This is a genomic window from Sphingobacterium griseoflavum (assembly GCF_014653155.1).
Lineage (GTDB): Bacteria > Bacteroidota > Bacteroidia > Sphingobacteriales > Sphingobacteriaceae > Sphingobacterium > Sphingobacterium griseoflavum.
This window is the reverse complement of the sequence record NZ_BNAF01000002.1, coordinates 229,528-243,352: the sequence shown is the minus strand read 5'-3', so window position 1 is coordinate 243,352 and position 13,825 is coordinate 229,528. Positions and strand designations below refer to the sequence as shown.

The window sequence follows — 13,825 nt, the reverse complement described above, 5'->3', positions numbered from 1 at the left end:
AAAATACCATTCTTATTGATAAGAATGGTATTTTAAAACGATGTAAAGGAAATTTTATCAAATTTCTTCTTCAGGATATTCCGTCAAGTCGAAAGTCTCCATGAATTTAGTCGTAAAGTTGCCTGCCCGGAAGTTAGGGTCGCGCATTAAGCGTAGGTGCAAAGGAATCGTAGTTTTGATACCTTCAATCACAAATTCGCTGAGGGCACGCTCCATCGTATTGATGGCTTCTTCCCTTGTCTGCGCTACCGTGATCAGCTTCGCAATCATAGAGTCATAGTTCGGCGGAATGGTATAGCCGGCATATACATGCGTATCTACGCGAACACCATGTCCGCCCGGTGAATGAAAGTTCGTGATCTTCCCTGGTGACGGACGGAAGTTATTGAACGGATCCTCGGCATTGATACGGCACTCGATGGCGTGCATCGTCGGTTCGTAACTTTTTCCGGAGATCGGAATACCTGCGGCAACTTTTATCTGTTCTTTGATCAAATCGAAGTTGATTACTTCTTCCGTCACTGGGTGCTCTACCTGAATACGGGTGTTCATCTCCATAAAGTAGAAGTTGCGATGTTTGTCCACCAAGAATTCGATGGTTCCTGCTCCTTCATAATTAACGGCTTGTGCACCCTTGATTGCAGCTTCGCCCATTTTGGCGCGCAACTCGGGCGTGATGAAAGGGGATGGTGCCTCTTCTACCAGTTTTTGGTGACGACGTTGGATGGAACAATCGCGTTCGGAAAGGTGGCAAACCTTGCCGTATTGGTCACCAATTACTTGGATCTCGATGTGGCGTGGCTCTTCCACGAATTTCTCCAAATAGATACCATCGTTGCCGAAAGCGGCAGCTGCTTCCTGACGCGCCGAATCCCAGTTGGGTTCAAACTCTTCATCTTTCCAAATGATGCGCATGCCACGGCCACCGCCGCCAGCCGTTGCCTTGATAATAACCGGATAGCCGATCTCTCCTGCAAGCTTGATGCCCGTTTTGACATCGGGGATAAGGCCTGCCGACCCGGGAACAGTAGGGACGCCCGCCTGTTTCATGGTGTCTTTGGCTGAGGCTTTATCGCCCATCTTCTCAATCTGCTCTGCCGTAGCACCAATAAACTTGATGCCATACTCGGCACAAATAGCTGAAAACTTGGCGTTTTCAGACAAGAATCCGTATCCGGGGTGTATAGCATCTGCGTTCGTTAACTCGGCCGCCGAAATAATATTGGGGATGTTTAAATACGAATCTTTACTGGCAGGAGGGCCAATACAAACGGCTTCATCGGCAAAACGTACATGTAGGCTGTCCCGATCGGCGGTAGAATACACCGCGACACTCTTAATACCCATTTCGCGGCAAGTACGAATGATACGAAGGGCTATTTCGCCTCTATTGGCTATTAATATTTTTTTAAACATAGATAAATAATGTTGTTACTGTATGCGACTATTCGCGATGAATTGGTTTTCTGGAAGAAAACACAATTTTTAGCTAGGATCAACCAAGAACAAAGGTTGGTCGAACTCTACAGGCTGTGCATCATTTACTAAAATTTTCACGATTTTACCAGATACTTCTGATTCGATCTCATTGAAAAGTTTCATGGCCTCTACGATACATAATACTTTACCGGGCGCCACCTCATCGCCTACATTGACAAAAAGTGGCTTCTCAGGTCCTGCTGCACGGTAGAAGGTACCGATCATCGGTGATTTGATGGTGATAAGATTGGATGACTCTGAAGCAGGAGCAATTGGAGCCGCAGGCGTCGTTGCTGCAGATGTTGCTGTCACTGCTGGAGCGGCTACTGGTGCTTGTACTGCTACTGGGCTAGGAACCGTCGCCGTTACATAGGTAGGCTCCTGATTCGTCTTTATGGTAATTTTAAAGTCCTTTTCTTCGATAGCGACTTCATTCACGCCTGATTTTGAAACGAATTTGATCAGATCTTGAATTTGTTTGATATCCATACTCATAGTTCTAGTAGGTTTTATGTATAAATTTCTTTCGATGAATTTTTAAAGTTAAGCAAATATTATGATTTTGTGTAGGCCCATTTAAGGTATATAGAACCCCAGGTGAAGCCTCCGCCGAAAGCGGCCAAAATCAGATTATCTCCTTTTTTAAGTTTGTCTTCCCATTCCCATAGACAAAGCGGAATGGTTCCGCTCGTGGTGTTTCCATATTTTTGGATATTTACCATCACTTTTTCTTCCGGTAAGCCCGCGCGTTCGGCGGTCGCGTCTATGATCCGTCTATTCGCCTGATGAGGAACCAAATAGCTGATATCTTCCGATTTTAGGTTGTTACGTTCCATTACCTCAACGGCTACATCGGCCATATTGGTTACTGCAAATTTAAATACTGTACGCCCTTCCTGATAAGCGTAGTGCAATCCTGCATCCACCGTTTGGTGCGTAGCGGGATTCAGTGAGCCGCCCCCCTTGATATTTAGGAAAGGGCCTCCAGCTCCATCTGTTTTCAAGACGGCGTCAATCAAGCCGTTGCCTTCATCGTTGGGCTCTAGCAACACACAACCGCAGCCATCACCAAATAGGATGCAGGTGTTGCGATCTTCGTAGTTGACAACTGAAGACATCTTATCGGCACCCACCACCAATACTTTTTTGTGTTTACCAGATTCGATGAATTGGGCGGCAGTTGTTAAGCCAAATAAAAATCCAGAGCAGGCCGCCTGTAAGTCGTAGCCCCAGGCTTTCTTTGCGCCAATTTTTTCTGCAAGGACATTGGCCGTTGCCGGAAACAGCATGTCGGGCGTGCTGGTGCAGAAAATAATAAGCTCAATATCATTGGCCGTGATGCCCCTTTTCTTCAACAAACCTTCCACAGCAGGAACCGCAAGATCGGAAGTGGCCTTTCCTTCTCCTTTAAGAATCCTTCTCTCCTTTATTCCTGTGCGCGATACAATCCATTCATCATTGGTGTCAACCATTGTTTCCAATTCCTGATTGCTCAAGACGTAGTCGGGCACATAGCCGTTTACTGCTGTGATTGCAGCATGTATTTTAGACATATAAATTAATTGAAAGCAGACTTGATCTTGTCGATAAATTTCGATTCGATCATGTCTTTTGAAAGTAAAACCATGTTTTTGATAGCTTCAGGGGTCGATATCCCATGCCCGATAATCACGGGGGCATTCACACCCAAGATGGGGCTACCGCCATATCGTTCGTAGTTAAATCTATCAAAAAAATCATCCTTCATCCCCTTTTTAAGGGTAACCACATAAAAAGACTCGGCCAATTTCAAGACCACGTTGCCCGTAAAGCCGTCACATACGTATACATCGGCGAGGTCTGTGAAAAGATCCCGACCTTCGGCGTTCCCAATGAAATTGATTTTTGCGTTTTCTTTTAGTAGGGGGTAGGTCGATATTGTTAAGTTGTTTCCTTTTTCTTCTTCTTCGCCAATGTTGAGCAATCCGACTTTTGGATTTGTCAAGCCATACACATACTCGGCGTATAAACTTCCTAAAAGGGCAAACTGGTTCAGCATCTCGGGCTTGCAGTCTGCATTTGCACCCACATCCAATAGGATGCCGTAACCACTTTTTATTTTAGGAACATTGGTTGCAATAGCCGGGCGCAGGACACCGGGAATAGTTTTTACACTGAACATCGCGCCAACCAACATCGCGCCGGTATTGCCGGCTGACGAGAAAGAATCAATCGCTCCGCTTTTTAACAGTTCAAAACCCTTCGCAATACTGGAATTCGGTTTTTGGCTGATGGCCTTTGTTGGATGCTCATGCATACCAATGTTGTCTGGGGCGTGTATGTAATCAAAGGCCGCAGGATCTGCACCGGCTTGTTTCAATCGCTCGATGGTATCGTTTTGATCGCCGATAAGAACAAGACGTTGATCATCTTGCAATAATTTCTGCGCCTCCACAGCGCCAGTTATTGTAGAGTTGGGGGCATAATCGCCTCCTAAAACGTCTAAACCAATCTTCATCCGTTATTATTTTTAAACCAATAATACGCAAAAACATCCCAAATTAAAGTATAAAAATCGAATTTTATACCTATTTGGGATGTTTAGTTTCTCTGAATGATGTCGCTAGACAGTAGCAGTGTTTTCAATAATTAACTTACCGTTGTAGTATACATTGCCATCTACTGTATAAGCACGGTGTGGAGTGTGAACTGCTCCTGTTTCTTTACAAACCGTCAAAGTAGGTCTTTCTGCTTTATAATGTGTTCTTCTTTTATCTCTTCTGGATTTCGAAGTTTTACGCTTTGGATGTGCCATCTCGTATTTCTGTTTTAGTTATTTTTAATATTCTTTAATATATCCCAACGGGGGTCTATTTTTTCTTCGTTATTATCTTCCTGCTCCTCCGTGCTATCCACATTTATTTTCGCCAGCATCTCAGGGTCACAGCTCAAATTTACGCCCTGCTCTGTACACTTGCTGTAGTACGGTACGCGAACGTTGATGTATTCATAAAGTAGCTCTGCGATATCCAATTCGTAATCGGTTTTGGACAGTACCAAGACCTCCTCAGTATTGCTTTCCCAATCTTCATCCGTAAACTTGACGAGCGCCCGCTCTTCAAAATCCAATGGGGCATCAAAATCCGCCAAACATACATCACAGCTCAGCTGAATGATGCCATAAATATGGAAATTGACAACCAGCATATTCTCCTGCTTTTGCAAATCCACTTTTGCGTCCAATTTCCCTTTTTTTACAAGGCTATGCGCATAACAATCAAAGAACTTATCATCAATCTCAAAATCGAATTCATGTTTTCCTGCGGAAAGGCCTGAAAATGGAATTCTATACTGTTTTAGATATTTTGAAACCTGCATTTGAGCCTGCAAAATTAATTATTAATTTGTTAAAATGGAAACTTTTTTTACAAAATTATTGCTCCTCGTCTCCATAGTAGTATTTGCCTAATTCGATTTTAGGTCGGCCATTTGCCATCCGCCATTTATTGGTATCGCGCAGGGAGTAGGCACAGCCGCAGTATTCCTGCATGTAGAACTTCTCTTTTTTGCTGATTTCCAACATGCGCGCAGATCCGCCTTTCTTGCGCCAGTTGAACGTCCAGTATTCCATGTCGGGATGCCGGGAGGCGGCACGAAGGCCACAGTCATTGATCTGCTCCATGGTTTTCCAGCGGGAGATGCCCAAGGAGCTGGATATGACGTCGAAGCCATGGGCCGCAGCATATTCGGCCGTTTTTTCGAAACGCATGTCAAAGCACATGGTGCAGCGGATGCCCCGCTCGGGTTCCTGCTCCATGCCCTTGGCCAAGTCAAACCAGTGGTCTACATCGTAGTCGGCATCGATAAACGGGATATTGTGTTTTTCGGCAAAGCGTATATTCTCTTCCTTGCGCAAGTCGTATTCTTTACGCGGATGTATGTTGGGGTTGTAGAAATAGATCGTAAAATTAATATCCGAGGCGATAAGCGCCTCCATGACCTCGCCCGCGCAAGGCGCACAGCAAGAGTGCAACAGTAGTTTCTTGCCTTCCTTAGGAAGGGTCAGTTTCTCTCTTTTGAATTCCTTGTCGCTCATATTTCCTTGTAATTACTCTGCAATTTTACGGAAAACCTAAAGATTTTACAAAACTTAACAGCTGTTAATGGCAGGAAGCGACTTATCTAGCCGTTTATTTTTATATTTTTGTAACATTATAATCGTGTAATTTATGTGGAAAAGCGCTCTATTAATTAAGGCCTGCTGTGCGATAGCACTGCTTATCGGATTTTATGCCTGCGAACGGAACGATGCAGAGCCTAATCTGGAGATGCGAAAATTTACCCGCTTATATGTTTCTTTTGAACAGTATAATACCTCCAGCCTGGGTGTTCCAGATACGAATATGCGTACCATCTATCCGGCAGATTCTTCGGAATTCAACTTTACATTGAAACATGTTTCTCAAGCAAAAGGAGGTGGCCCTATTTATTTCCATCCCCGGCTGGAAGCCCTTTTTCAAGCAAGTGCAAACTTGAATGGCATCAATGATACCGCGGTGTACAGTATGAGCGTGGGAGCGACGAATGGCGTGCTTCAGAATCTGACAGCGATGGAGAACAGGACCTATAGTGCCGTGCGTGGACTAGCCTTTCATGAGCCAACCAATAGCCTGTTTATCGTGAATGGAAGCGGGATAAATGCGGGTATTTATGTCGTGAATAGCCCGAAAAGCAGGAGGGGTTATGTTCCGCCATTGAAGCGCCTACGCACACCTGGGCTACAAATGTGGGGAGCTGCCTATGCTAACAACAGGCTTTTTACTTCGCGCTTGGGAAGTGGTCCCGGTATCAACGTTTTCAATAATATAGCGGCAGTTTCCGTTCCAGAATCAGATTCTACCATCAATAATTTTGCGCCAGCCCGTGTCCTTCAAATCGCTGATGCCCGTAATTTACGCGGCATATCTTATGACACCGTAAAAAACGTGCTTGCCGTGGCTGAATTTGGGGGAGACGGTAGCGTTGTTGGCTCAGGCCGTATCTTGATTTTCGATAATTTCTCTTCGCTGATTGATCAAGAGGGTTCGACCATTACGCCCACCCGCATCATTACAGGGGCTGCTACGAAGTTGCAAGCGCCGGTGGATGTGGTGATCGACCCCCGCGAATCGGGTGTCTACCTGTATGTGGCCGATCGCTCGGCGCGAGCAGTTTTTCGCTTCCGCATCGATGACCAAGGCAATACAGCGCCCAACCAAGAGGTCAGCACCGGATCGCGAACCCCGGTAGGCCTAGCGTTGGATGCGCGGGACTATCCTAGTCTCGGTCAATAAGATCCAGCAGCAGCTGCACTTCTTGGCGTTTTTCCACATTGTCGATATGATCATACGCGGCGACAAGGTTGCGAAGCACGCGCTTGATAACGGCCAAGTTGTTGCAGGGCTTGATGTAATCATCGCTTGCGGGCAGGTTCAGCTGTTGGAGAAACGATCGGATATCGTCTTCCCGCATAATCTGACCTCGGTTGAATACGTTGATATAGAATAGCACTTCTTCCGGATTTTCCTCGTTCATATAGGCCAAAACAAAATGCTTGGGTAGGTTGACACCATAAATTGGTATATCCAGACGCTGGGCAACAAGGCTGTAGATACAGGCTAACGATATCGGGTTGCCTTTTTTCGTTTCCAAAACTTTATTGATGAAAGAGTTGTGTGGAGCGTGATAGTCCGAGGTGTTGCCCGATAAGCCGTATTCACGAAACAGAATATTGTTCAACAGCTTTACCTTCTCTACGGGGCTCATCTCATACATCAAATGATACCAAGCACTACGCTTCAATTCCGCCAGCTTGGTATAAACCTCTTCCTCGGCCAGGTTCGGGTATTGGTATCGATTGACGATCAGCAAGCCCTCCAATAAATCTGCTTGATTGCTTAATTTCCACAGTTGCAGGTCGTTTTGCACTTCGTTGAACTGTATCTTATGGATAATCTGTTCCACGCGGCTTTGCAGTAGCATATCAAACGACTCTTCCCACGATTCCTCTAAAAGCGGGATAACCTCGGGACCGCAGGTGATCAGCTTGTCTTCGAGTGCTTGGTATATTTCCGTGTCAGGATCGTCCAACAGGGAAATGAGCGCTTTTAATTCCTGTTCCTTCATCAAGACCAATTTACTAATTTTTCGGAGGAATGGAAAGTGTGTCCACAGATTTACGTGGGATGTTGGCTGAGCGACAGGTTCTAAGCGGAGGTTAGCTTGAGGAAAGCCGCAGGGCGCAACGTCAGTTATCCGTGGTTGCGCCCTACGGCTTATTGTATTTTCCGCTTCTTTATGGCTTGCGCTTAGTCGAGTTTTAGCTGTCCATCCAGCATATTGATGATGCGTTTGCCATACTCGGCATTTTTCTCCGAGTGGGTTACCTGAATGATGGTCACGCCGTCGTCATTGAGCTGTTTGAACAGCTGCATCACCTCTTCCCCCTGCTTGGAATTGAGGTTTCCGGTGGGCTCGTCGGCAAGTAGTAGTTTAGGCGAACCGGCTAATGCACGGGCAATGCCCACGATTTGTTGCTGACCGCCCGATAACTGCGCCGGGAAAAGGTCTTTCTTCCCAACAATACCGAAGCGGTCAAGCATATCGGCAACGATCGCTTTGCGCTCTTTGCCCGACAGATCTTTGTAGATCAGGGGCGTTTCGATATTCTCATATACCGTCAACTCGTCGATCAAGTGGTAGGATTGAAAAACATAGCCCATGTGTGATTGAAAGAGCGCCGTGCGCTTCTTCGGCTTCATGGCCAACACATCTTCGTCCATAAAGTAATATTGGCCTTCATTGGGTTCATCAAGAAGGCCTATGACATTCAGTAGGGTTGATTTGCCCGATCCCGACGGTCCCATAATGGAAACAAAATCGCCCTCTTCAATATGGAGGTTAATGTCCTTCAAAATAAAAGAGCGTGTTCCGCCGACATTATACCATTTAAAAATGTTTTCTAGTTTTATCATCGTTTGAGATTCAAATTGAGTATGCAGTTTGATGCGTGTAGTGTTGGCAAAGTGACTGATCAAAGTTACAAAAGCTAATGAAATTAAACCATCTGTTGTTCGGTTATATCGGCCTGTTGGTGATCAGGATTTATGGAATCAAGATGCCGCAATTTTCCGCATCAGCTTCCCGTAGTAATGCTCTGATTTTATTCCTTTGGCCGCCTCAAACAGGATTTTTTTTAAGTTTTCGTTGTCGGGCATTTTTTCGGCAATGTTCAGTAGCAGCTCGGACTGGTAATAGTCGGAGCCGACTTTGTTGGCATAGCCGATGAGGCGTGTCCAATCCGCTTCCGTCAGCGATCTTTTAATCATATTTTTGATGATCTCGGTTTTGTAATAATCGCTTTTCATAGCAAAGACAAGATCCAAGGTTTCGTTAAAGGCTGCACCGCCAAACGATTCCTGTTTTAATAGGTCTTTGTACACTTCGGATTGGTAATAGTCTGATTTCATCGCTTTGATGATTCCGACGACGGATGCTGTTTGCTCGCTGTTGAGTTCATTTTTCATCAACTTCTGTAAGGTTGCATGTTGGTAGTAATCCGACTTCATGTTGGCAACGAGGTTGAGGTAGGCCTTGGAGGTGGCGTCTTCCAATAGATAGTTTTTCATCACGTCAGACAAGAGCTCGGCAACGTAGTAGTCGCTGGATAGGTAGCTGCCGCTGCTTTCTAGGATGCTCTTCATTTCAGACTTACTAATACCGAGTGTCAACAGTGTGGAGAGGTATTTTTGACGGGCATAATCGCCATGCAGTTTGGGAAGTTCGTTGAGCACGCCTACCGTTCCTTTTTTCGCATAGATACGTTTTGTGCGCGCTTCGGCATTCATACCGCGGCTGATCATCAACTCCAATGCGTTTTTAAGGAGTTTTTCATCATTGGCGTCCAGCGTATTCTTTTCCTTTCTATTGATGCGATAAATCAGTGTGCCATCCGATGCAGCGCTAATCTCCAATTTATTGGACTTTTGCTCAAAGCTGATGGATCCATTTTTGGAGAGCGATTCGATATGTTGGTCATCGTCGCCGATGTTTACATCACCCTTCACGGTGAGCTTCGTTTTGCCGTTGTCATCACTGGTCTCCCAAGTAAAGACCTTTTTACTTATGGTTTGCGCCAAGGAGCATGTGCTCAGGGCCAAAAATAGCAATCCTGCTAGGGTTATATTTTTCATATTGGTTGGTTATTATGGATAATATTATATGTTTTAAGGTGTGTCATCGTGTTTACTGATGAAAATATGTTATTCGTCGCGCAGGCTGTTGATCGGGTTGGTGCGTGCCGCACGGAAGGCACGTCCGCTGATGGTGATCAGGCTTACGCACACCGCCAAGACGCCCGCGATCAGGATCGTCCACCATGCTACCGATATCCGAAAGGCAAAATTATGCAGCCAGTTCTGCATGATCCAGTAGCCTAGGGGCGCTGCCAATAGAAAGGCGATGATGACCAGCTTCACAAAATCAGCCGTCAGCAGTATAACGATCTTGCCCGTCGATGCGCCCAATACCTTGCGGATGCCAATTTCTTTGATGCGTTGCTGCGCTTGGAAAGCGGCGAGCGCAAAAAGACCTAAGCAGGCAATGCCGATGGTGATGAACGAGAAGAGCAACATGGTGCGGCTGGTTTGCCTTTCCAGTTGGTAGAGGTTGGCAAAGTCGTCATCCAGAAAATGGTAGTTGAAAGGAGCCTGTGGTTTTACCTCTCTCCATACCGATTGAATATCGCCAATGGACCGCTGCATATTGCTCCCCGAAGCAACCTTTACATAGATGTTTCCAAAGTAGTTATATTCCGGGAAAAGAACCACAGGCTTGATGTCTTCACGTAGCGATGCAAAATTAAAATCCTGGACTACGGTCTTGATGCGCCCTAGGCGGCCATTTAAATTGATCTGTTTGCCAACGGCTTGCTGTGGCGTCCATTGCAATGATTTGACTAGCTGTTCGTTGACAATAAAGCTGTAGCTGCGTGCATTGCTCGTATCACGCGCACGTGCGATATCGCCGTCGTTCAGGTTTTCTCCGGCCAGCACAGGAATTTCAAAAACCGGAACGAAATCTTTTTCGATCGGGATGGCGGTGACGCTCATTTGAAAGTCAGCCTTTTTCCCTTCCACATAGCCGATGTTGTATCCACCCTGGATATTTACTGGAGAATCATAAGATGCGGTGAATCCCTTAACGGATGGTTGGGCAAGCAGTTTGTTTTTTAAGGTTGTCCTTTCGCTATCGGTGAGCAGTTCGCCATCAAGCACAACAATCTGCGAACGGTCCAATCCGGTATTTTTGGTTTGTATATAGTGCAGTTGCTGCATGGTTACCAAGGTGGCGATAATAAAGAGCGTAGAGATGGTGAATTGGATGACGACAAGTACATTTCCCAATGCAAAACCGCTTTTATTTGCTTTTGTGGTTCCTTTTAAACTTTGTATAGGCTTGAATGCGGAAATGACCAAGGCCGGCCAGCTTCCGGCGAGCAAGGCTAGGGTCAGTGCGAAAATAGGGATACCAAGGAACAGCATATTGCTGGAGCTGATATCGAGTGCGATGGACGTTCCTAAATATTGCGCAAAAAATGGCAGTAACACATGGGCTAGGCACAGTGAAATGGCAAATGCGATAAGCACCAAAAGACCACATTCGATCAGGAAATGAAAGAATAAGTTGGTGCGGGTGGCTCCCAATACCTTCTTTACACCAATTTCTTTGGCGCGCTCTGTGGATCGGGCCAGGGATAGATTGGCGAAGTTGACGCCCGTTATCAGGATGATGCCTATGGCTAGACCTGCAAATATATAGACGTATAGCAGATTTCCGCTACCGATCTGGGAATGTAGGTGGATATCTGTAATAGGTTCTATTTTCAGTTTTAAGGCGGCTCCGCTTTCAAAAACGTCGGCAAAGATTGTTTTTATGTAAGCGTTGCTCTTGCTTTCTAGGGCAGGAATTGCGTTTTTATCCTTCAGCAAAACCAAGGTGATGTCGTTGGCACTGTGCCATACAGGTTCTTGGTAGCGCGTCAGATGTTTATTCGACAGTATGGCAGCAAAAGGAAGTTGCGTGTAGGACGGTGGGTTGGGGACTACACCGCTTACTTTCCAAGGCTGCCCATCGATTTGCAAGATTTGCCCTAGGGCTTCTTGGTTGGGGAAGTATTTGTCGGCGTAGGCTTGGGTCAGCACGATTTGGTAGGGCTCGGCAAGGGCAGTCTTGCTATCGCCCTGCACGAACATATAGTCGGCCACTCGGAAAAAGGCTTCGTCGGCAAAACGGAACTGTGTTTCCTTGATCTCTTGGTTTCCTTTTTTTACTAAACCTTCGCTATTGTAGGGATAGATGCGAACAGCAGTTTCCACCTCCGCAAACTCCTTTTCAAGCGTCGGCGCAACGGCCGTGGGGGTGGTGGAAGCTTGGATAAATTCGTTGTCATCGGCAGACTTGTAGGCATAGGATACGTAGGCTATTCGCTCTGCATTGGGCAAGAATTTATCATAACTTAGCTCATGTAGGATATACGCACCCAGTAACAGAAAAGAGGTAATGCCTATGGTCAACCCGCTGAGATTCAGTAGCGAGAATCCTCTATTTTTTCGAATATTGCGCCATGCTATGGAAATACTGCTCATAAACCCCTTTGTTTAGTACTTGTTAGTTTACTGAATTGCTGTCAACTGCTGCGCCACTATTTTAACAGCTTTGTTTTCAGTGTTTTGTGTTTGATTCGGCTGCCGTTAACTGTCCGATATCGAACAGTAGGCGTTCGTCTGCGGACAACCTCCAACAAAAACGAGGGCGTCGATTTCTTTTTCCAGAGGGAATACTACTTTTCCGTATGCATCTGTTTGACTTCTATATGAATATGTAATATTTCCTATAGGAGATGTGTTGATGCGGTTGTGAAGCTTACTGTCTACCCATGGAAAGAAGACAAAAGATATGGATGAACAGGCAAAACTTATGGGAAATGCGTCAACTGCATAGTGAAAAGAGATAAAACATATTGGAAAGGTGCTTTTTCATGTTGTAAAGCCGCTTTTTCAATTGTGATCTTTTGGAAAAGGGTATCAAATTGCGCCAAAAATTTCGACCGAAGCCGAAAAAATTGGCACGATTTGACCCCCTTTCTTCTGTTACGTGTGTTTAGCTTTGTAGAAGCGATGCGTGGTGCATCCTGTATTAAATAAGTATAGTGATGATAAAACCTGTTTTAAAATTTAAGAAAATGCGGGAAGCGAATTTCCTGCGTTATGCAAACAATGTAGTTGCGCGTATGGAGGAGCATGCAGCTCTTTTTCCGGATTGTGAGCCACCGCTCTCGGTGTTGAAAGACACCTTGTGCCAGCTGTCAAACGCTATGGCCGAAGCCCAATTTCGTGATATGCGCTGTGTGGCTATCAAAAATCATTTGTTGCGTATGCACAAGGAACAGCTGTACCGGTTGTCCTTATATATAGCACAAGTAGCCCAAGGTGATCCTTGGATTATTCTATCGGCGGGCTTTGCGACCAATAAGCCTTATGCGCCAATTGGTGCCGCGCCCAAGCCACACAACTTGCGCGTGCAGGTTCAGATGCAACGGCCGGGATGCGTGCGCTGTCGGGTGGAAGTGTGGAAGAAAGCAACAGGATGTCGTTTTGAATACCGCAAGGTGGGCGATGCATTGTGGAACATCCTGTTCACCACGAAGTCTTCCTGTGAAATCAACGGATTGCAGTCTTTGGAGCAACATGAGTTTCGTGTAGCCTACACGAGCAGTAACCCCACGATAACTTACAGCTCGGTTGTACGCTCTTATGTGGTCTAGCCTGTTGGATTCATGTTGAGAAGAGTAATTTTTGATGTATTTTTATCTTTATTGCATCGATATGTAAGATTTGTAATTATGGAAAAGATGAATGTGCTGAAGTATGCCCCCAAGCTTCCGGCGGCGATCGCCTATTTTGTGTTGCTCGTGCTGATTATGCTTTTATTTTTTGGTCGTAAGACGATGTCGCTACGCCCCGCTGTTATTGTCGAACAATGGCCTGATTTTTATCTTCATGTATCCAATTTTTCTATCAGCTACCTGATGTTGGGCGGGGTGGGTTTTATGTGGATTTTGATAGGTATCCCCGTCAGGTTTTTGGTTGTTTGCGGGATGTTGTTGATCGGCTGTAATTTTGTTTATGAACTTTGGGTACCTATACTAAATACGCCGGATGTGGTTGATGCCTATTATGGTGTTGCGGGAACGATCTTAGCACTTTGCTTTTTGCTCTGTGTAAAACGTTTCGGACTCGTCCCTTTAAAAAAAGAGTCCGAAACGTAA

General features: G+C 45.6%; 14 protein-coding genes. 3 read left to right on the top strand and 11 right to left on the bottom strand.

Translation table 11 applies throughout. From position 1 onward, the window contains the following. Positions 1-57 precede the first annotated feature (57 nt). The 7 genes from accC to IE165_RS03070 all read right to left on the bottom strand — a co-directional run bounded on the left by accC (position 58) and on the right by IE165_RS03070 (position 5,554). The gene (gene accC, locus IE165_RS03100; protein WP_189625141.1) at positions 58-1,416 is read right to left on the bottom strand and encodes an acetyl-CoA carboxylase biotin carboxylase subunit; all 1,359 of its coding nucleotides are present in this window, start codon (positions 1,414-1,416) and stop codon (positions 58-60) included. Between the two features lie 69 nt (positions 1,417-1,485). Beyond that, positions 1,486-1,974 (bottom strand): acetyl-CoA carboxylase biotin carboxyl carrier protein, encoded by a 489-nt coding sequence (gene accB / locus IE165_RS03095; RefSeq protein ID WP_189625140.1) that lies wholly within the window; start codon positions 1,972-1,974, stop codon positions 1,486-1,488. Between the two features lie 59 nt (positions 1,975-2,033). After that, entirely contained in the window at positions 2,034-3,032 is a 999-nt protein-coding gene (locus tag IE165_RS03090) for a beta-ketoacyl-ACP synthase III (RefSeq protein ID WP_189625139.1), read from the bottom strand. 5 nt (positions 3,033-3,037) lie between these two features. Then, on the bottom strand, positions 3,038-3,976 hold the full coding sequence (plsX, locus tag IE165_RS03085) for a phosphate acyltransferase PlsX (RefSeq protein WP_189625138.1): 939 nt from the start codon (positions 3,974-3,976) through the stop codon (positions 3,038-3,040). Between the two features lie 105 nt (positions 3,977-4,081). Continuing rightward, complete coding sequence (gene rpmF / locus IE165_RS03080) at positions 4,082-4,273, bottom strand: 50S ribosomal protein L32 (RefSeq protein WP_189625137.1); 192 nt, start codon at positions 4,271-4,273, stop codon at positions 4,082-4,084. Between the two features lie 14 nt (positions 4,274-4,287). After that, positions 4,288-4,836 carry a YceD family protein gene (locus IE165_RS03075; RefSeq protein WP_189625136.1) on the bottom strand — a complete coding sequence of 183 codons (549 nt, stop codon included), beginning with the start codon at positions 4,834-4,836 and terminating at the stop codon, positions 4,288-4,290. A gap of 55 nt (positions 4,837-4,891) precedes the next feature. Then, entirely contained in the window at positions 4,892-5,554 is a 663-nt protein-coding gene (locus IE165_RS03070) for an epoxyqueuosine reductase QueH (RefSeq protein ID WP_189625135.1), read from the bottom strand. Positions 5,555-5,687: 133 nt separating this feature from the next. Here IE165_RS03070 and IE165_RS03065 point away from each other — a divergent pair, with 133 nt between their 5' ends. Beyond that, positions 5,688-6,791, top strand: a complete 1,104-nt coding sequence (locus IE165_RS03065; RefSeq protein WP_189625134.1) for an NHL repeat-containing protein — start codon at positions 5,688-5,690, stop codon at positions 6,789-6,791. Here IE165_RS03065 and IE165_RS03060 read toward each other — a convergent pair. The 4 genes from IE165_RS03060 to IE165_RS03045 all read right to left on the bottom strand — a co-directional run bounded on the left by IE165_RS03060 (position 6,775) and on the right by IE165_RS03045 (position 12,143). After that, positions 6,775-7,623 carry a transglutaminase-like domain-containing protein gene (locus IE165_RS03060; RefSeq protein WP_189625133.1) on the bottom strand — a complete coding sequence of 283 codons (849 nt, stop codon included), beginning with the start codon at positions 7,621-7,623 and terminating at the stop codon, positions 6,775-6,777. The two genes, IE165_RS03065 and IE165_RS03060, sit on opposite strands and share 17 nt — an antisense overlap. Positions 7,624-7,805: 182 nt before the next feature. Next, entirely contained in the window at positions 7,806-8,471 is a 666-nt protein-coding gene (locus tag IE165_RS03055) for an ABC transporter ATP-binding protein (protein WP_189625132.1), read from the bottom strand. Between the two features lie 138 nt (positions 8,472-8,609). Next, on the bottom strand, positions 8,610-9,689 hold the full coding sequence (locus tag IE165_RS03050) for a hypothetical protein (protein ID WP_189625131.1): 1,080 nt from the start codon (positions 9,687-9,689) through the stop codon (positions 8,610-8,612). Positions 9,690-9,758: 69 nt separating this feature from the next. Continuing rightward, entirely contained in the window at positions 9,759-12,143 is a 2,385-nt protein-coding gene (locus IE165_RS03045) for an ABC transporter permease (RefSeq protein ID WP_189625130.1), read from the bottom strand. A 566-nt stretch (positions 12,144-12,709) separates the two neighbouring features. Between IE165_RS03045 and IE165_RS03040 the strand changes: the two genes are divergently transcribed. Together IE165_RS03040 and IE165_RS03035 are read left to right on the top strand one after the other, a co-directional pair. Next, the gene (locus IE165_RS03040; RefSeq protein ID WP_189625129.1) at positions 12,710-13,321 is read left to right on the top strand and encodes a hypothetical protein; all 612 of its coding nucleotides are present in this window, start codon (positions 12,710-12,712) and stop codon (positions 13,319-13,321) included. A 78-nt stretch (positions 13,322-13,399) separates the two neighbouring features. Continuing rightward, positions 13,400-13,825: a hypothetical protein gene (locus IE165_RS03035; protein WP_189625128.1), complete on the top strand. Its 426-nt coding sequence runs from the start codon at positions 13,400-13,402 to the stop codon at positions 13,823-13,825.